Origin of the sequence: Streptomyces sp. NBC_00986 (genome assembly GCF_045162565.1) — a bacterium.
Lineage (GTDB): Bacteria > Actinomycetota > Actinomycetes > Streptomycetales > Streptomycetaceae > Streptomyces.
This window is the reverse complement of sequence record NZ_CP108733.1, coordinates 1,011,077-1,035,421: the sequence shown is the minus strand read 5'-3', so window position 1 is coordinate 1,035,421 and position 24,345 is coordinate 1,011,077. Positions and strand designations below refer to the sequence as shown.

Here is a 24,345-nt window from a genome sequence, read left to right as displayed (position 1 = left end):
CTTCTACACGGTCTCCGACACGTCCTGGGTCGCGCCGCTGCCCAGCAGCGCGGACGCGTTCTCCAGCGGAGTGAGGACGTGCACGGGCACGACCTCGGGCAGGCCGTGGCAGGTGAAGCCGAGCCGGGTCATGGCCCGGATGACCTCGCCGCTGTTGAAGTCGCGGGGGTCCTGCCGGGTGATGACCTGCCCCACCTGCTTGACGGGGTAGCGGCGCCGCCCGATGGTCACGGACTCACCCGTGATCAGCTCGGGCTTGATGCCCTTCATCGTCTCCAGGACACCCATCTTGGTGAGGTCGAAGGGATACCGGGCGATGACACAGCGCATGTTGCCTCACAGAGAGAAGGAGGATCGGGGGCCGAACGGGCGCCCGAAGGCGCCGAGTTGGTCCTCAGGCCGCAGGGCCGAAGGACGACCGTCGCTGCCCCCGGCTGCTGCTTCCGCTGCCGCCGCTGCGGCGCGCGGCGCCACCGGCGGACGACCGGCCGCCCTCGCCGGCCGGACGGCCACGACGGCCCCGGGACGACGAGGAGGACGGGCGACGGGTGCGCTCGCGCTCCACGACCGGGGCCTGGATGACGACCGGGACGCCGGACGGGGCCTGAGCGCCCGTGATCCGGGTCAGCTCCTCCTCGCCTGAGCGCACCGCGGTGACCTCCGGGGTGACGCCGGCCGCGGTCATCAGCCGGGTGAAGTCACGGCGCTGGTCGGGGGTGACCAGCGTGACGACACTGCCGGACTCGCCTGCACGGGCCGTACGGCCGCCGCGGTGCAGGTAGTCCTTGGGGTCGGTGGGCGGGTCGACGTTGACGACCAGGTCGAGGTTGTCGACGTGGATGCCGCGCGCCGCGACGTTGGTCGCCACCAACGCCGTCACATGCCCGTCCTTGAACTGGGCGAGCGTGCGGGTGCGCTGCGGCTGGGACTTGCCGCCGTGCAGACCGGCCGCGCGGACACCGTTGTTCAGCAGGTGCTTCACCAGCCGGTCCACCGCGTGCTTGGTGTCCAGGAACATGATGACCCGGCCCTCGCGCGCCGCGATCTCGGTGGTCGCCCGCTGCTTGTCCGTGCCGTGGACGTGCAGGACGTGGTGCTCCATCGTCGTGACCGCGCCCGCGGAGGGGTCGACGGAGTGGACGACGGGGTCGGTCAGGTAGCGGCGGACCAGGAGGTCCACGTTGCGGTCCAGGGTGGCCGAGAACAGCATCCGCTGGCCGCCCGGCTGCACCTGGTCGAGCAGTGCGGTGACCTGCGGCATGAAGCCCATGTCGGCCATCTGGTCGGCCTCGTCGAGGACGGTGATGGTGACACCGTCGAGCCGGCAGTCGCCGCGCTCGATGAGGTCCTTGAGGCGTCCCGGCGTAGCGACCACGACCTCCGCGCCACCGCGCAGCGCCCCGGCCTGACGGCCGATGGACATACCGCCGACGACGGTGGTCATCCGCACGCTGACGGCGCGGGCGTACGGGGTGAGCGCGTCGGTGACCTGCTGGGCCAGCTCGCGGGTCGGGACGAGGACGAGCGCGAGCGGCTGACGCGGCTCGGCGCGGCGGCCGGCCGTACGGGCCAGCATCGCCAGGCCGAAGGCCAGGGTCTTGCCGGAGCCGGTGCGGCCGCGGCCGAGCACGTCACGTCCGGCGAGGGAGTTGGGGAGCGTCGTGGCCTGGATCGGGAACGGGACGGTGACGCCCTCGTGGCCGAGCGCGGCCAACAGCTTTGCGGGCATGTCGAGTTCGGCGAACGACTCCACGGCGGGAAGGCCGGGGGTGACCGTCTTCGGCAGCGCGAACTCGCCCTGCAGGGCGACCGGTCGGCCACCGCCGCCCTTGGAGCGGCGCGGCGCGCTGGAGCGGTTGCCGGACGGGGCTGCCGAGCGGTAGCCGCCGCTCTTTCCGGATTCCGGATTTCCATTGCGCTTTCGCGAGAAACGGTCATTCGTACGTGCGCGGTTCAAAATGTGGAACCTTCCTTGATATGGCACGTATCAAGGAATTCCCGCGGTGAATGAACGGCGCAGAGAATCGCAAGAACGAGCCGGTGGCTTCGGCGGAATATCGCCGACAGCTTGGAAAATGCAGCGAGCTGGGGCCCGCACCCCAAGGTGCGGGCCCCAGCTGCGAAGTAAACGTCGTCGTTACGCAGGAACGATGTTCTCGGCCGTCGGGCCCTTCTGGCCCTGCGCGATGTCGAAGGTCACCTTCTGACCCTCCTGCAGCTCGCGGAAGCCCTGGGCGGCGATGTTCGAGTAGTGGGCGAAGACGTCAGCGCCGCCACCGTCCTGCTCGATGAAGCCGAAACCCTTTTCCGCGTTGAACCACTTCACGGTGCCACTAGCCATTTTGTTCTCCTTCGGGGCGGTCACCGGAGCCCGCAGTGTGCGGACTCCGTGTCGCCGTGATGATCACCCCGCCGGAAAAAACCGGACACACAAAAAAATGCTCCACCGTCCCTGGGGCCGGTGCGGGCATCTGAAGGGTTTGGCAACCACAACTGCAACTGAGATCAATAGTAGCACGGCGCGATCGGCCGTGTGCGGACGTTAATTTCATTTCTCATGTCGCCGACGTAGATATTGGGTTTCGTGCCGGACTACGCCAGCGCGTCGATCCAGTCGCGCACGACCTTGGCCGTCGTCGCGGCGTCCTCCTCCATGACGCTGAGATGCGTGCCGGCGGTGTCCACGGTGTCCCGCACACCCGGCCAGGACGAACGCCACTCCCGCGGCATGTCCGCCAGCGGCTCGGACGCGCGCACCAACAGGGTGGGCACCTCTGTGTGCTCGGGCTGCCACCCCCGGAACATGCGGGTGTACGCACCCAGCGCCAGCAGTGTCAGATCGTCCACCATGGTGTCGAACCTCTCGCCGACCGTCAGTGGGATCCGGGCGGGCAGGGACAGCAGCCACGGCTCGGCCTCCCGGTCCGGGGTGACGTGGTACGAGTCGATCAGCACGAGACCGGCCGGGGGAACCCCGGCGTCCGTCAGCCGGGTGGCGAGCGCGTGGGCGGCCGTACCGCCCATGGAATGACCGACCAACACGTAACGCCGGTCGCCGAGTTGATGCCGTACGGCCGTGACGTGCGCCTCCGTGAGCGACTCCAGGTCCCGGGCCACCGCGTCTCCGTCGTCGATCCCGGAGTGCCGCACCTCGAAGACGTCCCGCTCGCCCTCGAAACAGGGGGCGAGCCCCGCGTACCAGGGGCGCCCCAGGTTGCCGGCGAAGCCGGGAACACAGACGAGGGCGGGACCCCGGGTACCGGCGGCCAGCCGCAACGGCGGCAGCGCGTGCCGGGCTGCCTCCTCGGGGCCGAAGACGGGCGCGCCGATGGACGCGGTCACCAGAAGATGCATGGCCGATACGACGTCACCGGTCTCGCAGACCTTCCTGTACAGGGCGGGCAGCGACCGCCCGGCACCGCGCCCACGCCCACCGGCCCGGACCGGCGACGGAACGGTCGCGGCGGAGACCTCGTCGGACAGCCTGGCGCGCAGCTCGCCGTACAGATGCTCGGCGAGCTGTTCCGTGTCCGGCCAGTCGTAGGCCACGGTGACCGCGAGGGGCGTCCCGGTGAGCAGACTCAACCGGTTGCAGAGCATGACCCGCATCAAGGAGTCGAGGCCGAGCTCCGAGAAGTCCCGGTCGACCGCGTCGGCGTCCGTGTGCCCGAGCACACCGGCCACCTCGGTCCGGATCAGCGCCCGCAGCTCGGGCAGCCGCTCGGGCACGGGCAGCGCCGCGAGCCGGTCCCGCCAGGACCCGGCGGCACCATCCGCCGGGATGGCGGAAGAGGCTGACCGCCGGTTCGTACGCAACAGCCCGCGCAGGGGCGGCGGGACGACGGTCCCGGCCGGGACGGCATTCGGCGAACGGTCCAACGGCAGTGGCGCGAGGACCGGTTCACCGCTGCCGAGCGCGGCGTCGAAGAGCGCGAACGCCTGCTCGGGGGAGACCGCACGCACCGGCCCGCCGTGAACCCGGCCGCTGCGGGCCGCCATGCCCTCCTCGTCCGCCCACGCACCCCAGACCAACGACAGTGCGGGCAGGCCGAGTTCAGCGCGATGGCGGGCCAGCGCGTCCAGGAAGGAGTTCGCCGCCGCGTAGTTGGCCTGACCGGGATTGCCCAGCAGCCCGGCCGCCGACGAGAACAGCACGAACCGTGCCAGCGGCAGCCCCTTCGTCAACTCGTGCAACTGCCAGGCCGCATCGACCTTCGGCCGCATCACCACCGACAGCCGCTCAGGTGTCATCGACGCCAGCACACCGTCGTCCAGGACCCCGGCCGCGTGCACTACGGCGGTCAGGTCGGGCCCGAACGTCTCGACCACGGCGGCGAGTTGGTCCCGCTCGGTGATGTCGCAGGCCACGAGGTCCACCTGCGCGCCCGCCCGCTGAAGGTCGTCCCGCAACTCCCGTGCGCCAGGGGCCTGTTCACCACGCCGGCTGAGGAGTACGAGCCTCCGCACTCCGTGCTGGTCGACAAGGTGCCGGGCCAGCATCGCCCCCAAGGACCCGGTGCCACCGGTGATGAGAACAGGGCCCCCGCCGAGCGAGCCGTCGGTCGCCGGACCGGGTGCGGCCGCCAGTCGGGGGACACTCAACATGCCGTCCCGGACGGCAATTTGGGGTTCGCCGGTGGCGAGGGCTGCGGGCACCTGTCGTAGCGACTCGGGGCTGCCGTCGACGTCCACGAGGGTGAGACGGTCGGGGTACTCGGACTGTGCGGTCCGCAGCAGGCCCCAGACCGTGGCGGCGGACAGGTCGGGGGGCGTGTCGGCGGCACCGCTTGTGACCACGGCCAGTCGCCCGGAACCGGCGAGATGTGTTTGCAGCAACTCCAGTGCCCGTGCGGTCAGTTCCTGCGCGGCGGCGGCCGGGTCGGTGCTCGCGTCGCCGGGAGCTGACAAGGAGGCCACGGTCAACTCCGGCGTCTCCTCGGACCAGGACGACTCGTCGTCGGCGGAGGCGAGGAACGCGGCCAGGTCCAGGTCGTCCGTCTCCGACATCGCTACGGCGGGTACCTCGCCGGCGATCGGAACGCCCGTCCAGCGCAGCCGGTACAGCTCTCCGGCCGGGGTAGGAGCCAGCTCCGGTGCCGGTCGGGTCGTCATCGACTCCAGCCGGGCCACGGGTGCGCCGGCGGGGGTGGCGAGGTCGAGGGTGATCGAGTCCGGACCGGTCGTCGTCATTCGGACGCGCAGGGCCGTGGCACCCGTGGCGTGCAGGGTCAACCCCCGCCAGGCGAAGGGAAGTCGGGGTGCGCCGGTCGGCGGTTCGGCGAGCAGTCCCGGGTGCAGGGCGGCGTCCAGGAGGGCCGGGTGGAGCATGTGGTGCCGGGCGTCCGCGACCGGCAACGGGCCTACCTCGGCGAACAGTTCATCGTCCCGCCGCCACAACGCCGTGACGCCCTGGAACGCCGGACCGTACGCCAGCCCGGCCTCGGCCACCCGCTCGTAGGCGCCGGAGAGATCCACCCGCGTGGCTCCGGCCGGCGGCCAGGCGGTGAGCGAGACCGCGTCGGCCAGGACACCCGGGCCGAGCCGCCCCGTCGCGTGCTGGGTCCAAGTGCCCAGTGCACCGGACTCCTCGGGCCGCGCGTACACGTCCGCGCTGCGGCGCCCGGAGTCGTCCGGTTCGCCCAGGACCACTTGGAGCTGGACGCCCTCTTCGTCGTCCTCGGGGAGGAACAGCGGGTTGAGCAGGGCGAGTTCCTCGAGTACGGCGAGACCGCACAGGTCGCCCGCGTGCAGCACGAGGTCGGCGAACGCGGCGCCGGGCACGAGGGTGTGTCTGCCCACGACGTGATCGCGCAGCCATGGCTGGGCCGCCCCGGACAACCGGCCCGTGCACAGCAGGCGTTCGGTGCCCGGCACCGTGACCGCCTGGGTGAGCAGCGGGTGCCCGGTACCGGCGGTCGCGTCCGTACCGGTGTCGGGCAGCCAGTAGCGCTGCCGCTGGAAGGGATAGGTCGGCAGGCCGTCGACCCGTCGGGCGCCGCTGTCCGCGTACACCCGGCGCCAGTCCAACCGCACGCCGTGGACGTGGAGTTGGCCGAGCGCGTCGAACAGCGTCCGCGGCTCGGCGCCGTCCCGACGGGCCGCCGGGGTGCAGAGGAGTTCCTTGCCGGTCCCGGCAAGGCTCGCCGCCGCCTGGGCCGTGAGCTGGGAGTCCGGCCCGATCTCGGTGAACGCGGTCACTCGCCCCTCGTGCGCCAGCCAGTGCACGGCGTCCCCGAACCGCACGGCCTCACGGGCATGCCGTACCCAGTACGCGGCCGACCGCAGCTCGTCCCCGGTGGCCGGAAGCCCGGTCAGGCCTGACACCACCGGGACGGTCGGGGCCATGTACGTCAACTCGCTTGCGACACGGTCGAATTCGGCGAGCATCGGCTCCATGAGCGGGGAATGGAAGGCGTGGCTGACTCGCAGTCGGACGGTACGACGGCCGCGTACGGCGAACCGCTCCGCGAGCGCGAGGACCGGCTCCTCCGCGCCGGAGACAACGACCGCGCGGGGGCCGTTCACGGCCGCGATCGCGACCCCGGCGGTCAGCTCGGACGTCACCTCCGCCTCGGTGGCGTCGAGCGCCACCATGGCACCGCCCTCCGGCAGCTCCCGCATCAACCTCCCGCGTGCCGCGACCAGTTCGACGGCGTCCGCCTCGGACAGCACGCCCGCGCAGTGGGCCGCAGCCAGCTCGCCGACCGAGTGTCCGGCGAGGAACTCCGGCCGTACGCCCCAGGATTCGAGCAGCCGGAAGACGGACACCTCGAAGGTGAACAGGGCCGCCTGGGCGAAGTCCGTACGGTTCAGCAATGACCCCGAGCCGGCGTCGGTGTCCCAGAGGACTGAGCGGAGCGGACGCTCCAGGTGGGCGTCGAAGCGCGCGCACAAGGCGTCGAAGGCGGTCGCGAACTCCGGGAAGGTTGCATACAACTCCGCCCCCATACCCGTCCGTTGGGCTCCCTGGCCGGTGAAGAGCAGGGCCAGACGGGCGGAGGGGTGGGTGGTGTGTGGCGGGGCGGATGCCGTCAGGTTGTCGAGAGCGGTCAGTGTCGCCGTTCGGTCGTCCGTGGGGGCAGTGGCTCGGTGGGGGAGTGTGGCTCGGGTGGTGGCGTAGGTGAACGCCACGTCCGGCAAGGGGAGTTCAGGGTGCTCGCGCAGGAAGGTGGCAGTGCGTGCGGCCTGTTCGCGCAGGGCTGCCGGGCTCGCGGCGGAGAGCAGCAGCGGGGGTGTCACGGGGCGGCGAAGGGGCGGTTCGTCGGCTACCGCAGCCTCGGGCGCCTCCAGGATCACATGCGCGTTGGTCCCGCCGATGCCGAACGCCGACACCGCCGCGCGGCGCGGGCGACCGGGCTCGGGGCGCCACTCCTCGTCCTGGGAGAGGAGTCGTACGGTGCCGGACGACCAGTCCACGTGGGGCGACGGTTCGTCGGCGTGCAGGGTGCGGGGGAGTCGGTCGTGGTGCATCGCCAGCACGGTCTTGATGACGCCGCCGACACCGGCCGCGGCCTGGGTGTGGCCGAGGTTGGACTTCAACGAGCCCAGCCACAGCGGGCGTTGGGCGGTGCGGTCCTGGCCGTAGGTCGCGAGGAGCGCGTGTGCCTCGATCGGGTCGCCGAGTGCGGTGCCCGTGCCGTGGGCCTCCACGGTGTCGATGTCGGCCGGGGTCAGTCCCGCGTCGGCCAGCGCCGAGCGGATCACCCGTTGCTGGGCAGGGCCGTTGGGTGCGGTGAGGCCGTTGGACGCGCCGTCGGAGTTGACGGCCGAACCGCGCAGCACGGCGAGTACGGGATGGCCGTTGCGTTGTGCGTCGGAGAGCCGTTCCAGCAGGACCAGGCCGACGCCCTCGCCCCAGGCGGTGCCGTCGGCCGCCGCCGAGAAGGGTTTGCAGCGGCCGTCCGGAGCCAGCCCGCGCAGCCTGCTGAACGCGATGAACGGGCCGGGCGACGCCATCACCGTGACGCCGCCGGCGACCGCGAGTGAGCACTCCCCGTCGCGCAGGGACCGGACCGCCGAATGCATCGCGACCAGCGACGACGAGCACGCGGTGTCCACCGTCACGGCGGGACCGCGCAGTCCCAGGGTGTAGGCGATACGGCCGGAGGCCACGCTGCCCGCCGAACCGAGGGCGAGGTGCGCCTCCAACTCGTGCCCGCCGCGGTGCAGTAGACGGCTCGCGTAGGTGGCGTGCATGACGCCGACGAAGACGCCGGTGTCGCTGTCGCGCAGACCGGCGGGGTCCAGGCCCGCCCGCTCCAGCAGCTCCCAGCCGGTTTCCAGGAGCAGTCGCTGCTGGGGGTCGGTGGCGAGGGCCTCACGGGGCGACATGTTGAAGAAGGCCGCGTCGAAGTCGGCCGCGCGGTCCACGAATCCGCCCCGTCGCGTGACGGACTTGCCGAGCTGGTCGGGGTCCGGGTCATACAGGTCGGCCACGTTCCAGCCTCGGTCGGCGGGGAAGTCGGAGGTAGCGTCGGTGCCTTCGGCGACCAACTGCCACAGATCCTCGGGGGATTCGACTCGGCCCGGGTAGCGGCAGGCCATGGCCACGATGGCGATCGGTTCACCGGGTCCGGGGTCATAGCCGTCTCCCGTGGTACGCGCGGGGCTGTCGCCGTGCAGCGCGTCGCGCACCAGGGTCGCCACGGCGGTGGGTGTGGGGTGGTCGAACACCAGCGTCGCGGGCAGCGCGAGGCCGGTCGCCGTGCCCAGCCGGTCGCGCAGCAGGACGGCGCCGAGCGAGGTCAACCCCTGTTCGCCGAACGGCACTTCGGGGTCCAGCTCCCGCACGGGCACGTCGAGAGTCCGTGCCGTCACTTCGAGAACCAGGTTGAGTACGGCGTCGGACGCGGCCGCGAGCCGCTCGCGCAGCGCGGCCGACGCGGTCGTACGTTCCGCCGCGAGGCGCTCCGGCAGCTGCTCGGCGAGCACGGCCCGGGCGACCTTGCCGGAGGCGGTACGGGGGAGGCTCGCGGTCGGGTAGATCTCGTCCGGCACCTTGAACCCGGACAGCCGCTCCCGGCAGGCCGCGAGGGCCAGCGCCGTGTCGACCCCGTCGGGGCCGGGCACGACGAACGCCACTGGCACCTCGCCCAGCACGTCGTGCCGCCGGCCGACCACAGCGGCGTCGGCGATGTCGGGGCGGGCCAGCAACACCCGCTCCACTTCGGAGGGGTTGATGTTCACGCCGCCCCGGATGATCAACTCCTTGACGCGGCCGGTGACATGGAGGTGCCCGTTCGGGTCGCGCCGACCGAGGTCCCCGGTGCGGTACCAGCCGTCGGTGAACGCCTCGGCGGTCGCGTCCGGACGGTTGTGGTAGCCGGCCATCAGCCCGGGACCGCGTACCCAGATCTCGCCCTCGTCCCCTTCGCCGATCTCGGCGCCGGTGGACGGATCGGTGATCCTGACGTCCAGCACCAGCAGCGGGAAGCCCCGCGAAGGGTCGTCACGGGGGCCGTCGAGCCGCTCGATCGCGATCTTCCCGCAGGTCTCCGTGGAGCCGTAGCCGTCCAACAGGGGTGCGGTCAGGGCGAGTTCGACCTCGGCTCGCAACTCGGGGGAGCAGGGTGCCCCTCCGCTGACACACACCCGCAGCGACGCCGGCACCGGACGTGCGGTCTCCCGTAGCGACTCCAGCAGAAGGCGGTAGGTGGCGGGTACTCCGCCCAGAATCGTGAACGGCTCGGCGGTGAGCGCCTCGGAGAGGTTCGCTCCCGGCGCGAGGACGCGCGCGGTCGCACCGACCGAGAGGACGCCCAACAGGCATACGGAGTGGCCGAGGGCGTGGAACATCGGCAACGGCCAGAGCAGTCGGTCCTGTTGCTCCAGTCCGAACGCCGGCATGTAGGCCGCCGTCACCGACCACAGTGCCGAACGCTGTGTGGAGACAACGCCCTTGCTCTGCCCGGTGGTGCCGGAGGTGTAGTGGATCCAGGCCGGGTCGTCGAGGCCGAGGTCGTCACGGGGTGCCGTACCCGGCTCCTTACCGGCAAGGCTCTCGAAGGCGATCGCGCCCTCGGTCCGGTCGTCCTGTCCGACGACGATCACCCCTTGCACGGAAGCGAGTTGAGCGAACGGTGCCTCGCTCACCACCGCCACGGCGCCGCAGTCGTCGAGGAAGTACGCCAACTCCTCCGCCGAAGCAGCGGGGTTGAGGAGCACACCGATCGCTCCGGCGCGCAGCACCCCGAGCCAGGTCTCCACCAGCTCCACCCGGTTGCCCAGATGGATCGCGACCCGGTCCCCACGCCGTACCCCGAGCCGCATCAGATGCCCCGACACCCGGCCGGTGCGCTGCTCCAACTCCCCGTAGGTGACGGCACGTCGGTCGTCCCGGTATGCGGTCTTCCCGCCGATCCGAGTCGCGTGCTCCCGCAGGATGTCCGGCAGTGTACGCACCGACTCGCCCCCGTAAATTCCCATTCCCACCCTTTCGTTCCCCCACCGCGAGCGGTCACCGTACGACAGTCGCCGTCAGACGGCTGCATAGGGCACGCTCTACGGCATGGTGATGTGCGAGTACTTCTCGGCCGCGAGTGACGAGGCTGCCGTCGGTGTCCTCGGCGGACCGGGCGGTCCCGACGCGTCGGTGTTCGACGTGCTGTCCCTGAAGGACATCGACCCGGTGGTCGTGCTGGCGCGGCTCGAAGGCATCCTCACCGACTGCACCTACGACGAAGCGCGCGCCCGCCCCCGCTCCGGGCAGTTGCTCTCGGACCCCGAGGCCGAAGGAGCCTTCGTCGTCAGCGTCTCCGACACGCTCCGGGACGCCCTGGCCACGGCGTCCGATAAGCGACTGGACCTGGCGGCAGGGCCGTTCGCGGCTGTCGAAGAACTGGGATTCACGCCCACCAAGACGTCGGAACTGCTCCATCGGTTGTCCGGCCTGGCCCGGAGAGCAGCAGCGGAGAACCGGCGGCTGTACTGCTGGTGGGCCCTGTAAGAACCACAACTCGTCAGTCAGGAGCGTCCTTTGACCCCACCCGGCGACCCGTCGATCCCCGAGCCGCTCGGGCCGTCGTCTCTGGTCTGGCGGTACTTCAGCGACTGGCGGGGCATGCTGATCGGCCTCTGGGCCGGGTCGATGCAGAACATGCATCCCGCCCTCGGCGCCGGAGTGGAGGAACACTCACAGTTCTTCGAGGAGCGCTGGGAACGGCTGCTCCGCTCGCTCTACCCGATCGCCGGAGTGATCTACGACGGCCCGGACGCGGCCCGTACCGCCCGCGAGGTCCGCGACTATCACGTCGGAATCAAGGGAGTTGACAGCCAGGGGCGGCGCTACCACGCCCTCGACCCGGACACCTTCTTCTGGGCGCACGCGACCTTCGTCATGGTCCCGGTGCTGGTGTGCCGGTACTTCGGCCGGCCACTGACGGAGGAACAGAAGGAGCGGTTCTACGCCGAGAGCCTTCAGTGGTACCGGCTCTACGGGGTCAGCGACCGGCCCGCTCCCGCCAACTGGGCAGGATTCACCGCGTACTTCGAGCGGATGTGCGCCGACACCCTGGAGGACAACCGGGCGGCACGCGCCGTGCTCGACATCCGCCGCATAAGCAAGCCACCTTTCCTGAAGTGGCTGCCGGACGTGGTGTGGCGGGTGATCCGGGGTCCGCTGACCCGGCCCTTCGTCTGGCTCACCGTCGGGATGTATCCGCCCGCGGTGCGCGCCAAGTTGGGCTACCGCTGGTCGCGCCGGAGCGCGGTCGGGCTGTGGCTGGTGGGCCGTGCGGTCGCGCTCGGCTGGCACCTCGTGCCGTTCGAGCGGCGCTACCACCCGCGGGCCAGGGCCGGTTGGCGGCGGGCGCGCGGTCTCGCCGTAGGACCGGTCGAGACGCCGCGGCGGAATCTGCCGCCGGTGGAGCGCCGGGGTGACGGCAAGCACTACGCGCCCGATGTGTAGCCGTCGACGAGTGGTTGTCCTCGCGGCGGGGCTCAGCCCAGGACGTCGGGTTCGTCCTCCACCACGAGTTCGGCCAGGAGGTTGAAGTTGTGGCGGGCCATGTTGGCGTTGCTGAACTGCCGGTGGGCCAGGGTGACTTCCTCCTCGGTCATGACGCGGGGCTTGCCCGCGGCGTCGGCGAGGAGCTGCATCTGGCAGGCGCGGTCCATGGTGATGAACCACCACGCGGCCTCTTCCACGGACCGGCCGACCGTCAGCAGACCGTGGTGGCGGAGGACGGCGGCCCGTCGCTCGCCGAGCCGGGCGGCGATCCGCTCGCCCTCGGTCCGCTCCAGCACCAGGCCCTTGTACTCGTCGAACAGCACATGGTCGTCGTAGAAGGCGCAGGACTCCTGCACGATCGGGTCCAGGAGCTTGTCGAGTGACGCGAAGGCCCGGCCGTGGATGGTGTGGGCGTGCGCCACTGCCACGACGTCCGGGCGTGCCTGGTGGATGGAGGAGTGGATCCAGAAGGCCGCCTTGTTGGTCCGGCGTTCGCCCTCGATGACACGGCCCTCCTCGTCGATGAGGAGCAGGTCGCTGACGCGGATCTTGGAGAAGTGCACCGCGTACGGGTTGACCCAGAACCTGTCCGGGAACTCCGGGTCGCGCGCTGTGATGTGCCCGGCGATGCCCTCGTCGAAGCCGTAGCGGGCGAAGATCCGGAACGCCGCCGCCAACTGCCGCTTGCGGTGGGCACGTTCGGCCTCGATGGTCTCGCGGCTCTCGGCCAGCCGAGGAATGTCCAGCTCCTCGGTGTTCTCGAAGTCGATGTCGTTGCTGCCGGTGGTGATGGACATCGGTACGTCCTTTCCGGTGCGCGGCGAATTTCTTTCAGGCTGCAACCATCTTCCGTTCCGTGTCAACCTCGCAGGCAAGAAATATTGCCTCCTGGGTACTGGTGGCCCAGCTTTTTCAGTCACCTCTGCGCCAGGCGCCCAGCACCATCAGCGTCTTCGTGCCGATCACGGCACCCGTGCGCCGGAGCCGGTCGATGACGTCCCTCAGGTGCTGCACGTTGGTCACCCGGACGCGGACCAGGGCGTCGGGGTCGCCCGCGACGGTGAAGACCTCCAGGGCCTCCGGGACGCTGGTGGCGGCCATCGTGATCGCCTCGACCTTGACGTCCCCTGCGAAGCGCAGCTCGACGAACGCCTCGAAACCGGAGCCCAGCTTGCCGTGGTCGAGGGTGACCGTGTAGCCCGCGATGACGCCGACCCGCTCCAGCCGGTCGACCCGGCGTTTGACCGCCGACGGCGAGAGGCTGACCCGTTCCGCGATCTCCGTCATGGTCCGGCGGCCGTCTTCGACCAGCAGCTCGAGAATCGCGCGATCGACGCTGTCGATGAGTGCCGTGTCGGTCATGTGGGCCTCCTCCTCTTCTTCGTGGCGCCTGTTTTGTGCGGGCGAGCCTGTTCTCGCTCGATTTTTTTGCACCACATGCAAGATACCCGCAACTTAATTGCCACCGCCCGTGTCCCGCCGGTCCACTGACAACGCCTGCAACTGGTCGGCGACCGCCGTTCGAGGGCGTGAGGAAGGGACCCAGCGGTGAAGGTTGAGCGCGAACTACCGTCCGGCGAAGCCCGGGAGTTGTTGGAGCTGACGGTCGACATCGCGGACAAGGAACTCGCCCCGCGCGCAGCGGAGTTCGAGGAGGAGGGCCGCTTTCCTCGTGAGGTTTTCGGCGTCCTGGGCGAGGCGGGGCTGCTGACTCTTCCCTTCGCCGAGGACGTCGGGGGAGGGGGCCAGCCCTACGCCGTCTACCTGCAAGTACTCGAAGAGCTGGCCGCACGCTGGGCCGCTGTCGCCGTCGGTGTCAGCGTCCACACGCTGTCGTGCCACCCCGTCTCGGTCTTCGGTTCCGCGGCACAGCGGGAGGCGCTGCTGCCGTGGCAACTGAGCGGTGCGGCGCTCGGCGCGTACTGCCTGTCGGAGGAGCACGCGGGTTCCGACCCCAGTGCCATCCGGGCCGGCGCGACACGTGACGGCGAGGCGTGGGTGACCCGGGGTACCAAAGCCTGGGTCACCCATGGTGGCGAAGCCGACTTCTACACCGCGTTTCTGCGGACGTCCGCCGACCCGCGCAACGGCATCTCCTGCTTCCACGTGGACGCCCGGTCGCCCGGCCTGAGCGCGGGTGCCCCGGAGCGCAAAATGGGGCTGCGGAGTTCGACCACCGCGGTGATGCACTTCGACGACGTGCACATCCCGGGCGACCGACTGATCGGCGAGCCCGGTCAGGGCCTGAGGATCGCGCTGTCCGCACTCGACGCCGGGCGGCTCGGCATCGCGGCCGTCGCGGTCGGGATCGCGCAGGCAGCGCTCAACCACGCGGTCGACTACGCCCGCGAGCGCCGGACGTTCGGCCGTCGCATCATCGAGCACCAGGGCGTCGGGTTCCTGCTCGCCGACATGGCCGCGCGCACCGAAGCGGCGCGCGCCACCTACCTGGTCGCCGCCCGACGCAAGGACTCCGGCCAGGAGTTCAGCCGCCAGGCCAGCATGGCCAAACTCATCGCGACGGACACGGCCATGGCCGTGACGACCGACGCCGTGCAGGTCCTCGGCGGTGCCGGATACGTCCGCGAGCACCCTGTGGAGCGCTATATGCGCGAGGCGAAGATCACGCAGATCTTCGAGGGCACCAACCAGATCCAGCGCATGGTCATCAGCCGCCATCTCGCCGACTCCTGAACCGACTTACAGCTTCTACGACTTGCACGTTCCGACGACTTGAAGGAAGGCGGGCACCGTGACATCTCGCGATGCTGTTGCCGTCATGGCGGGAGGCGGCTCGGGGCTGGGGCGGGCGACCGCACACCGGCTGCACCGACAGGGCCGTACCGTCGTGCTGTTGGATCTCCCGAACAGCCAAGGGGAGGCCGCGGCCGCCGCGTTGGGGGAACGCGCCCACTTCGTCGCGGCCGATGTGACCGATCCGGGCCAGGTCCGGCAGGCCTTCGCGTACGCCGCGGAGCACGGGCCGGTGCGCGCGGCGGTCAACTGCGCCGGAATCGCGACGCCCGGCCGCATCCTGGGCAAGCGGGGAGTGCTGCCCGCCGAGGACTTCCGGCGCGTGGTCGAGATCAATCTGCTCGGCACCTTCCACGTGCTCTCCGCCGCTGCCGCCGTCATGGCCAAGAACGTCCCGGACAACGGGGATCGAGGCGTGATCGTCTGCACCGCGTCCATCGCCGCCTACGACGGGCAGATCGGTCAGGCCGCGTACGCCGCGAGCAAGGGCGGGGTGGTCTCGCTGACCCTGTCCGCGGCCCGGGACCTCGCCGACTCGGCGATCCGCGTCGTCACGGTCGCGCCGGGGCTGTTCGACACCCCGCTGCTCTCGGGCCTGCCGGAGAAGGCACGGACCCAACTGGGCGCCGCCGTACCGCATCCGTCCCGTCTCGGCTCACCGGACGAATACGCCGCCCTGGTCACCCACATCCTCGACAACCCGATGCTCAACGGCGAGGTCATCCGCCTCGACGGCGCCCTGCGCATGGCCCCGCGCTGAAACCCCGCACCGACAAGGCCCGTTGACCCGCTCTCCCCGTCGAGAGCGTCGCCCGGAAAGAGAACCCGCATGGCACACGCCGTACAAGACCCGCCGTCCGAAACATCATTGGCCGATCCACCCGTCCAACTGCTCGATCCGGCAGGGAACTTGGGTACGGACCCCCGGCTGCCGCTCGACCCTGCGACCGTCGACCTCCCCGCCCTGTACCGCGACATGACACTCGTCCGCCGACTGGACACGGAGGCCATCGCCCTGCAACGGCAAGGGGAGTTGGGCCTGTGGCCGTCACTTCGTGGCCAGGAAGCGGCACAGGTCGGAGCCGCGTACGCGCTGAACGACCGGGACATGGTCTTCCCCACCTACCGCGAGCACGGCGTGGCCTGGTGCCGAGGCCTCGACCCGGTGTCGCTCCTCGGGCTCTTCCGGGGTACCACGCTGGGCGGTTGGGACCCCCACGAACATCACTTCAACCTGTACACGCTGGTCATCGGCGCGCAGACTCTGCACGCGGTGGGCTACGCGATGGGCCTGTACCGGGACGGCAGCACCGGCTCGGGCGACCCCGATCGCGACACGGCCGTGCTGGCCTTCCTCGGCGACGGCGCGCTGAGCGAGGGTGAGACGAACGAGGCGTTCATCTGGGCCGCCGCCCAGAACCTGCCGGTGGTCTTCTTCTGCCAGAACAACCAGTGGGCCATCTCCGCCCCCTACAGCGTGCAGAGCCGCATCCCCGCGGCCCAACGCGCTGCCGGATACGGCTTTCCCGGCATCCGCGTCGACGGCAACGACGTACTCGCCTGCCTCGCCGCGACGCGCCAGGCGCTGGACCGGGCGCGAACCGGCGGTGGCCCGACGCTGATCGAAGCGGTCACCTACCGCGTCAACGCCCATACGACGGCCGACGACGCGACGCGTTACCGAGCCGCCGAGGAGACCGAGGACTGGACGGCCCGGGACCCGCTGGAACGACTGCGCGTACATGTGCAGTCCGTGGGTGCCGTGAACGACGAGTACTTCACCGACCTCGAACAGCGTGAGCGAGACCTGGCCGAGCAACTGCGCGCAGGCTGCCGGGGGTTGGCAGACCCCGACGCGTCCTCGCCCTTCGAGCACACCTACGCGCAGATGCCCGCAGATCTGCGCCAACAGCTGCGCCAGCACCTGGAGTTCGTCTCCACCGGCCCGCAGGACGGAGAGCGGAAATGAGCATCTCCATGGTGAAAGCCCTCAACGACGGACTGCGCCAAGCCCTGACCGACGATCCCCAAGTCCTGCTCATGGGCGAGGACATCGGCCGGCTCGGCGGGGTGTTCCGCGTGACGGACGGACTGCGCAAGGAGTTCGGCGACCTGAGAGTGGTCGACACCCCGCTGGGCGAGGCAGGCATCGTCGGAGCGGCGATCGGACTCGCGATGCGCGGCTACCGGCCCGTCTGCGAGATCCAGTTCGACGGCTTCGTCTACCCGGCCGCGAACCAGATCATCACCCAACTCGCCAAGCTCCGGCACCGCTCGGCGGGCCGCATCTCCCTGCCCGTCGTGATCCGTATCCCCTACGGCGGTGGCATCGGCTCGATCGAGCACCACTCGGAGTCACCGGAGGCGTACTTCGCCCACACGGCCGGGCTGAAGGTGGTCACCTGCGCCACCCCGAACGACGCCTTCCACATGATCCAACAGGCCGTCGCCGAGGACGACCCCGTGGTGTTCCTCGAACCCAAGCGGCACTACTGGACCAAGGGAGAGGTCACCCCGGCCGCCGCCGTCCCGCTGGAGCAGGCCGTCATCCGCCGCGAGGGGACGGACGTGACCCTGATCGCCTACGGCCCGACCGTGCCGGTGGCCCTGGAGGCGGCCGAGGTCGCGGCGGAGGAGGGCCGCAGCGTGGAGGTCGTAGATCTGCGCAGTCTGTCTCCGTGGGACGTCACGACCGTCCGCGCGTCCGTGCACCGCACCGGGCGAGCCGTCGTCGCCCATGAGGCCGCCTTCTCCCACGGGTTCGGTGCGGAGGTCGCCGCGCGGCTGCAGGACGAGGAGTTCCACTTCCTCGAAGCGCCCGTCGTACGGGTGACGGGATACGACACCCCGTACCCGCCCAGCCGGCTGGAGTCCGACTGGCTGCCCGGTGTCGACCGGATTCTCAACGCCATTGACCGCAGCCTGAGTTACTAGGAGGGGCGCCGTCGTGACGAGCCCGCAGCAGTTCTTGCTCCCCGATGTCGGCGAGGGTCTGACGGAGGCGGAGATCCTCGCCTGGTCGGTCCGGCCCGGCGACGTCGTCGAGGTCAACCAGATCATCGTCGAGGTGGAGACGGCCAAGGCCGCCGTCGAACTTCCCTCGCCCTACGCCGGGGTGGTCAGCGCCCTCCACGCGGAGGTGGGGGACCTGCTTCCGGTCGGCAGGCCGCTCATCACGATCGACACCGACGCACCGGGAGAGGCGGCGGGCGGAGAACCGGACGGCGGGGCGGTGCCGCAGCAGCCGGATGCGGAACAGGCCGAACTGCTGGTCGGCTACGGTCCGCAGGGCGCCGGTGCCGGCCGTCGTAGAAGGCGTCCCGGACACCACGTGCAGCCGCAAGGTGCGGACCGCGTCGAGGTCAGCGCTCCGGACCCTGCCGGAGCTCGGCCGGCGGCCAAACCGCCGGTCCGTAAACTCGCCAAGGATCTCGGGGTCGACCTGACGACCGTCGCCCCCACCGGCCCGGGGAACACCATCACCCGCGAGGACGTCCGGCGCGCGGTCCCGGAGACGCAGCCCGCTCCGGTCCCCGAAACCGCTCGGGGCTCCGAAACCCGCATACCGATCAGGGGAGTTCGCAGGCATACGGCCGCCGCCATGGTCGCCTCGGCCTTCACCGCGCCGCACGTCACCGAGTTCATCACCGTCGACGTCACCGCCACCATGCGGCTTCGTGAGCTCGTCGCCGGACGCCGGGAGTTCCGCGAGCTGCGGGTCACTCCGCTGCTGTTCTTCGCCCGGGCCTTCCTGATCGCGCTGGCCAAGACCCCTGAGGCGAACAGCAGTTGGGACGAGGCCGCGCAGGAGATCGTCCTGAAGCACTACGTCAATCTCGGGGTGGCCGCGGCGACGGAGCGTGGTCTGGTCGTGCCGAACATCAAGGGCGCGGACCGGATGCCGTTGCTCGAACTGGCCCAGGGGCTGGCGGACCTCACGGCGACCGCCCGAGCCGGCCGCACCTCCCCTCAGGACATGACCGGCGGCACTGTCACGCTGACCAACGTGGGGGTGTTCGGCGCGGACACCGGTACGCCGATCCTCAACCCGGGGGAGGCGGCGATCCTCGCCGTCGGCGCCGTCCGCCGTATGCCCTGGGTCGTCCAGGACGACGACGGAGACGAACGCATCGAGCCGCGCTGGGGCACGCAGCTCGCTCTCTCCTTCGACCATCGGCTCATGGACGGCCGGCAGGGCTCCGAGCTGCTGGCCAATACCGCGCAGATCCTGCACGAACCGGGGCTCGCGATGCTGTGACGGTTGCTGTGCCGCTTCGCCATATCGGCCTAGGAGGCAACTTAATTTGCCCATGAGGTTGACGTGGGTGGGGCCGGACCGTGACTCTGTGGGGAGACCGAGGGGCTCTGGGATCTCAGGAGGAGCGGGCTATGGCTACGTTCGTACTCGTACACGGTTCATGGGGTGGCGGCTGGTGTTGGGACCGGTTGCGCCCTCTGCTGGAGAGCGCCGGGCACACGGTTCTCACGCCCACGCTGACCGGCCTCTCCGAGCGGAACGAGCTCTCCGCGCCGGACGTCGGCCTGGGTGTCCACGCGCGGGAGATCGCCGAACTCCTCGAATCCGAAGGGGTGGTGGACGCGGTCCTGGTCGGGCACAGCTACGGCGGAATGGTGATCACGGGCGCGGCCGCGCTCGCCCCGGATCGGGTCGGGCAGGTGGTGTACGCGGACGCGTTCGCCCCGGTGACCGGCGAGTCGGCGTTCACGATGCTGCCGTGGCTGGAGAAGGCGTTCGCCGAGTCGCCGGGGCCCGCCGAGTGGGAGGTGGCGGCACTCGATCCCGGGTTGCTCGGGGCGGACGACGAGGCGGCCGCGTGGCTGTCGAGCAGGATGACGCCGATGCCGCGCTTCACCCACGAGGAGCCGCTCGGTCCCGGCAGCGAGGACGCTCTGGCGAGCAAGGCGGTCTCCTACATCTACTGCGCCGATCAGGCCCTCTTCACCGATATCGCCGCCTCGGCGGAGAAACGGGGATTCCGGGTCGTGGCACTGCGCGACATCACTCATGTCGGCCTGCTGACGAGCCCGCACATTCTCGAGCGGGAACTCCTGAACCTCGTGTAGACCGTGTATGCGGAGGCTGTCCGATGTACCCGACAGGCCCGGTCTATTGCCTCAGAGGCATGTTAGTGTGCGGGAATGCCGATCGAGGACACTGATCTCTGGGTTGCCCAACGCCTCAAGGACATGCGGGGCGAGCGTGGCATCACCCTGACGACACTGGCCGAGCAGACCGGCATTTCCTCGGCGCATCTCTCGCGCCTGGAGAAGGGTGTGCGCAAGCCGTCCATCGGTGCCCTGCTGCAGATCGCCCGTGTTTACGGCGTATCCATCAGCGAGTTGGTCCAGGAGCCCGATCAGGACGACTTCCATCTGGTGCGTGCCGACGCGGCGATGACACGTGACGGGCAGGACGGCCGCTACACCGTGCTGAGCGGGCCGCGGGAAACCATGTCCGTCATCCGGGTCGAATTGGCGGCCGGCAAGAACACCAAGACCGCCCGGCACGTCGGCGAAGAATGGCTGCACGTGCTGGCAGGGGCGATCACTCTCGATGTCTCGGGAGTTTCGCTTCAGCTCGACACCGGGGATTCGGTGCACTTCGATTCGTCGAAGGAGCATCGTCTCACCAACAAGGACGATGCCGCCGCGACCGTCCTGATCGCATCAACAGCGGCAACTGTTCCGATGCGGCACCCCATTCCGGCGTCGTCACGTCGCAACTCGGCGGACTCGCGCTGAGCAGTGCGTGAACGCGCAGGGTGCACGTCGGTCATTCCGGGAAAATAGGGAAGGCTCACGATGTCGTCACCCATTGCGCTGAATCCTGCTGAACTCCCGCCCCTCACCGGCGTGATCTCCCACGGTCTCGCCATTCCTGAGCTCGGACTGATCTACACGTCCGGGCAGGTCGCGTGGGACGCCAAAGGCGAACTCGTCGGTCGAGGCGATCTGGCGGCACAATTCACCAAGGCCTACGAGAACATCGACGCGGTGCTCGCCGCCGCCGGTTCGAGCCGCGGCAAAATCATCAAGGAGACGATCCATCTCGTCGGGTACGACACCGACAACGCGGAACAGTTGATCGGGCTCATCGCCGGCTCTCGGGGAGCGGGGCAGACACCGCCCGCGAGTACGTGCGTGGGCGTGGAGACTCTCTTCGCCGAGGGCTATCTGGTCGAGATCGAGGTGGTCGCGACCTTGTGAGCGGTCGCGCCGGCCCGGGTAGCATCGATCGGTGACCAAGACGCCAGGCGCTGCCCCGATCAAGGTCGGCATCACACTCGACCGTGTGGTCGAGGCCGCATTCGTCGTCCTGCAACGGGACGGCATCGCCAAACTGTCCGCTCGGGCGATCGCAGCCGAACTGAACGTCCGGATGAACACGGTCATGTGGCACATCCGGACCAAGGACCGACTGCTCGGCCTGATGGCGGAATTCATCATGGGCGAGGTCGACCTGGAGAACCTGCACGGCGACTGGCGTGAGCAGGTGGCCGAACTGCTCTGGCGCTTGCGGCAGGCGATGCTCGGACACCGGGACGGCGCCCTGCTGGTCGCCGGTACCTTTCCCGTCGAACCGAGCACGTTGGCCTTTTCGGAACGGGTGGTGACGGTCCTCTTCGAAGGCTGCCCCACACGCAAGTCGGCCGCGTGGACGTCGTGGAGCCTTTTCTATTTCACGCTCGGGCTTGTCCAGGAAGAGCAGGCGACACCTGCCGCGTTCCACGATCGCCTCCGGGAAACGGTGGACGAGCAGCATTTCCCAGGCCTCCAGTCGGTGCTGGAGGACTACGTCTCGATCGACTACAGCGAGCGCTTCGACTTCGGGATCGAGCAGATCCTTCAGTCGGCCCCGACGACCGAACCGCGACCTCGCGCCGCGAGTTGACGGTGTGTCGGGGCGCCGTAGCGCTCGCTGCTCTCTGAGACCGATCGAGGGTGTTCCGTCGTGTCTCACGATCAGAACGCGTTCTTGGAGACCTCGTCCCAGTTCCGCCACTCGTCGAGCCGCGCCTCGTACTCCTTGGTGATCCTCTCCAGCGGGCCTTGACCGAAGAAGATCCGAAGGGGCGGCTGTTCCGCGTCCACCACGGTGAGAATCGCCGCCCGCGTCGCGCTCGGGTCGCCGCGCCGGGAGGAGATCCCCGACATGGCGGCACGGAAATCGTCGTAGGCCGGAAGGTGCTCGGTCTGCACCGCGGAGGGCCCCGCCCACTCAGTGGCGTAGCCGGCCGGCTCGACCAGGGTGACCTTGATGCCGAAGCCCTTCACCTCGGCGGCGAGGCTCGCGGTGAAGCCTTCCAGGGCGAACTTGGACGCGTGGTAGAGGCCGAGTCCAGGCAGTGAGGTGACGCCGGCGACGGACGACACCTGGATGATGTGGCCGGAGCCGCGGGCGCGGAGGTGGGGGAGTACCGCCTGGGTGACCCAGAGTGCGCCGAACACGTTGATCTCGATCTGGTCCCGGGCCTGCTGCTCGGTCACCTCCTCGACCATGCCGAAGAGACCGTAGCCCGCGTTGTTGATGACGACGTCAAGCTCGCCGAAGGTGTCGATCGCCCGCTGCACGGCCTCGAACGCGGCTGCCCGGTCGGCGACGTCGACGCGCAGCGGCAGCACCGCGTCGCCGTACTTCTCGACCAGGTCGTCGAAGGCGGCAGCGGAACGGCTGGTCGCGGCGACCCGGTCGCCCCGTTCGAGCGCCGCTTCCGCCCATTCCCGGCCGAATCCCTTCGAGGCTCCGGTGATGAACCACGTCTTCGCCATGATCTTCCTCCTGGAGTACATGCTCTTGTTCAGTGACCAACACGACAAGTGAACTTGGTCAGTGACCAAGATGTCAACTCCGAACGGATCCCTTGTGTGGTGACCAAGCGATGCGCTACGGTCTTGGTCGTTGACCAAGGTGATTTTGGGTGCGAAAGGATCATTCCGAGCAATGAACGCGACTGTGCGCCATCGGGATTTCTTCCACGGCGTGTTCACGTGGATATCCGGTCTGAGTGACGCCGAGAATGCCGGCACCCTCGACGACATTCACCGATTCTGGGCGGCTGACGCACGCATCATCACCGGCGGTCACGTAAGGGCGGCCGGTATCGAGGAGCTGCGGAAGCATTTCGGGATCTATCCGCAGCAATACGAAGAGGTGGAGATCCGTGAGCCGTACTACACGTACCTGGAGGCGGGGGACGAAGTCGTGATCGAGTACGACGTCCTGATCCGCGGGCGACGTGATGAAGGCGTCGCGGAGGATGGAGACACCGGGCGGCAGGAATTCCGTGTGATCGCGATCTTCTCCATCACCAACGGCAGGATCTCGGAAATGCGTCAGGTGTCCGGCGCCAGGGCGGGAGACGCCTGACCGTCGCCGCGGACCATGCCCAACGTGCCCTGATCCGTGCCCCGTTGCGGGGGGAGGCACGGATCAGGGCATCGGTTCGGAGCGGTGACTCAGGACTTCACGGGCTTGCCGCGGCCCCACGCCCACGCCAGGCGGTCGGCGCCGGACTGGTTCGTGGTGACGAGCCACGGGCGGGCCGCGTCGCCGATGAGCTTCTGGATCGAGTACGTGTCGTCGGTGCGCAGGCCGGGCCAGTAAACCGAGCCCATCCCGAGCTTGCGGAACGTGTCGGTGTCGGCCTGGATGAAGTTGACCGAATTGTCGGCGGGCGTCGGCACGTTGTAGTTCAGGCCCGTCGTCATCGGGGCGCCGAACTCGTCGGCCACGGTGCGGTTCGCGCAGTCGCCGAGGCGCTCCTTGAGGTCGCTCACCCACTGGTCGTAGGTCGCGTAGTCCTTCCAGAACCCGTAGTGGTGCAGCGAGAGATACGTGCCCTTGAGACGCGGGTCGGCGCAGACCGTGGTGACGTGGTCGTTGTAGCCGGCGCCGCTGACGAAGACGCGGTTGCGCGGCACCTTGGAGTAGGTGTCCAGCCACTTGGCGGCGAGGTCGGCCCACTCGGCGTCGGTGTAGCCGTGCGGCTCGTTCATCGGCTCGAAGTAGACCCGCTGGTTGTGCTGGTACGCCTTGACCACGGTCTTCCACATGGGCCAGTACGTGGCGGGGTCGTCGATGAAGCCGTCCTTGTTGGCGCCCGTCCCCTCCCAGTACGAGACGATGACCTTGAACCCCTGCGCCGTCGCCGCGTCGATCACCCCGCGGTACGACTTCCAGTAACTGCCGTTCACCGTGTACGGGTTGATGGGCAGCCGCACCGTGTTGGCGCCGAGGTTGGCGCGGAACGCCGCGATCACCCGGGTTGCCTTGGCGTACGTCTGGGCGTAGGTGTCCGTGAGCGACAGGCCGGACAGAACGACCGGGTCGTCGGCGTAATTGTCGCGCGGGTCGGCCCAGTTGACGCCCTTGAACTGGGATGTGTTCGTGCTCGGCGCGGCGGAGGCGGGGCTGCCGGCCAGCGTGGTGCCCATGGCCGCGGCGATCGCGACGGCCACGAAGGTGGCCCGCAGGCGGGTTCTGGCGGGGTTGGTGCGCATCGACTTGCCCTTTCAGGAATGGCGACTCCGCGCATGGCGAGGCCTGCGCGCGGCTGAGCGGCCGTCGGAACAGACACCGGGCGGGACGGATGACGTCGGCTCGTCGTCCCAAGTCCCGGTGG

20 protein-coding genes are annotated in these 24,345 nt (G+C 69.6%); 12 read left to right on the top strand and 8 right to left on the bottom strand.

Annotation, left to right across the window (positions count from 1 at the left end):
- Positions 1–3: 3 nt before the first annotated feature.
- The 4 genes from OG504_RS04560 to OG504_RS04545 form a co-directional block, all read right to left on the bottom strand.
- The gene (locus tag OG504_RS04560; RefSeq protein WP_200682598.1) at positions 4–330 is read right to left on the bottom strand and encodes an SCO5918 family protein; all 327 of its coding nucleotides are present in this window, start codon (positions 328–330) and stop codon (positions 4–6) included.
- A 64-nt stretch (positions 331–394) separates the two neighbouring features.
- A complete protein-coding gene (locus OG504_RS04555) occupies positions 395–1,957 on the bottom strand; it encodes a DEAD/DEAH box helicase (protein WP_405988510.1) in 1,563 nt (520 codons plus the stop codon).
- 180 nt (positions 1,958–2,137) lie between these two features.
- Entirely contained in the window at positions 2,138–2,341 is a 204-nt protein-coding gene (locus OG504_RS04550; protein ID WP_019056860.1) for a cold-shock protein, read from the bottom strand.
- Between the two features lie 251 nt (positions 2,342–2,592).
- Positions 2,593–10,401, bottom strand: coding sequence for an SDR family NAD(P)-dependent oxidoreductase (locus OG504_RS04545; protein ID WP_405988509.1), 7,809 nt, complete (start codon positions 10,399–10,401; stop codon positions 2,593–2,595).
- 106 nt (positions 10,402–10,507) lie between these two features.
- Here OG504_RS04545 and OG504_RS04540 point away from each other — a divergent pair, with 106 nt between their 5' ends.
- Positions 10,508–10,945, top strand: coding sequence for a hypothetical protein (locus tag OG504_RS04540; RefSeq protein ID WP_405988508.1), 438 nt, complete (start codon positions 10,508–10,510; stop codon positions 10,943–10,945).
- Positions 10,946–10,975: 30 nt separating this feature from the next.
- Positions 10,976–11,905: an oxygenase MpaB family protein gene (locus OG504_RS04535; protein WP_405988507.1), complete on the top strand. Its 930-nt coding sequence runs from the start codon at positions 10,976–10,978 to the stop codon at positions 11,903–11,905.
- A 32-nt stretch (positions 11,906–11,937) separates the two neighbouring features.
- Here OG504_RS04535 and OG504_RS04530 read toward each other — a convergent pair whose 3' ends face one another.
- Together OG504_RS04530 and OG504_RS04525 are read right to left on the bottom strand one after the other, a co-directional pair.
- Positions 11,938–12,744 carry a class II aldolase/adducin family protein gene (locus OG504_RS04530; protein ID WP_405988506.1) on the bottom strand — a complete coding sequence of 269 codons (807 nt, stop codon included), beginning with the start codon at positions 12,742–12,744 and terminating at the stop codon, positions 11,938–11,940.
- A 115-nt stretch (positions 12,745–12,859) separates the two neighbouring features.
- Positions 12,860–13,309 (bottom strand): Lrp/AsnC family transcriptional regulator, encoded by a 450-nt coding sequence (locus tag OG504_RS04525; protein ID WP_327398979.1) that lies wholly within the window; start codon positions 13,307–13,309, stop codon positions 12,860–12,862.
- A gap of 186 nt (positions 13,310–13,495) precedes the next feature.
- On the opposite strand from OG504_RS04525, the gene OG504_RS04520 reads away from it, so the two are divergent.
- From OG504_RS04520 to OG504_RS04480, 9 genes are all read left to right on the top strand, one after another.
- Positions 13,496–14,641 (top strand): acyl-CoA dehydrogenase family protein, encoded by a 1,146-nt coding sequence (locus OG504_RS04520; protein ID WP_405988505.1) that lies wholly within the window; start codon positions 13,496–13,498, stop codon positions 14,639–14,641.
- A 58-nt stretch (positions 14,642–14,699) separates the two neighbouring features.
- Positions 14,700–15,461: an SDR family NAD(P)-dependent oxidoreductase gene (locus OG504_RS04515; RefSeq protein WP_405988504.1), complete on the top strand. Its 762-nt coding sequence runs from the start codon at positions 14,700–14,702 to the stop codon at positions 15,459–15,461.
- Positions 15,462–15,530: 69 nt separating this feature from the next.
- Positions 15,531–16,670 (top strand): thiamine pyrophosphate-dependent dehydrogenase E1 component subunit alpha, encoded by a 1,140-nt coding sequence (locus OG504_RS04510; RefSeq protein ID WP_405988503.1) that lies wholly within the window; start codon positions 15,531–15,533, stop codon positions 16,668–16,670.
- On the top strand, positions 16,667–17,635 hold the full coding sequence (locus OG504_RS04505) for an alpha-ketoacid dehydrogenase subunit beta (protein WP_405988502.1): 969 nt from the start codon (positions 16,667–16,669) through the stop codon (positions 17,633–17,635). The genes OG504_RS04510 and OG504_RS04505 overlap by 4 nt, the downstream gene beginning before the upstream one ends.
- 13 nt (positions 17,636–17,648) lie before the next feature.
- The gene (locus OG504_RS04500) at positions 17,649–18,959 is read left to right on the top strand and encodes a dihydrolipoamide acetyltransferase family protein (protein ID WP_405988501.1); all 1,311 of its coding nucleotides are present in this window, start codon (positions 17,649–17,651) and stop codon (positions 18,957–18,959) included.
- 131 nt (positions 18,960–19,090) lie between these two features.
- Complete coding sequence (locus OG504_RS04495; protein WP_405988500.1) at positions 19,091–19,786, top strand: alpha/beta fold hydrolase; 696 nt, start codon at positions 19,091–19,093, stop codon at positions 19,784–19,786.
- Between the two features lie 75 nt (positions 19,787–19,861).
- Complete coding sequence (locus tag OG504_RS04490; protein WP_405988499.1) at positions 19,862–20,464, top strand: helix-turn-helix domain-containing protein; 603 nt, start codon at positions 19,862–19,864, stop codon at positions 20,462–20,464.
- 60 nt (positions 20,465–20,524) lie between these two features.
- Positions 20,525–20,929 carry a RidA family protein gene (locus OG504_RS04485; protein WP_405988498.1) on the top strand — a complete coding sequence of 135 codons (405 nt, stop codon included), beginning with the start codon at positions 20,525–20,527 and terminating at the stop codon, positions 20,927–20,929.
- Between the two features lie 31 nt (positions 20,930–20,960).
- Entirely contained in the window at positions 20,961–21,614 is a 654-nt protein-coding gene (locus OG504_RS04480; RefSeq protein ID WP_405988497.1) for a TetR/AcrR family transcriptional regulator, read from the top strand.
- 71 nt (positions 21,615–21,685) lie between these two features.
- On the opposite strand, the gene OG504_RS04475 is transcribed toward OG504_RS04480, so the two are convergent.
- Positions 21,686–22,492 (bottom strand): SDR family NAD(P)-dependent oxidoreductase, encoded by an 807-nt coding sequence (locus tag OG504_RS04475; RefSeq protein ID WP_405988496.1) that lies wholly within the window; start codon positions 22,490–22,492, stop codon positions 21,686–21,688.
- 172 nt (positions 22,493–22,664) lie between these two features.
- Here OG504_RS04475 and OG504_RS04470 point away from each other — a divergent pair, with 172 nt between their 5' ends.
- Entirely contained in the window at positions 22,665–23,090 is a 426-nt protein-coding gene (locus tag OG504_RS04470) for a nuclear transport factor 2 family protein (RefSeq protein ID WP_405988495.1), read from the top strand.
- 89 nt (positions 23,091–23,179) lie between these two features.
- Here OG504_RS04470 and OG504_RS04465 read toward each other — a convergent pair whose 3' ends face one another.
- Positions 23,180–24,223: a glycoside hydrolase family 5 protein gene (locus tag OG504_RS04465; RefSeq protein ID WP_405988494.1), complete on the bottom strand. Its 1,044-nt coding sequence runs from the start codon at positions 24,221–24,223 to the stop codon at positions 23,180–23,182.
- Between the last annotated feature and the right edge of the window lie 122 nt (positions 24,224–24,345).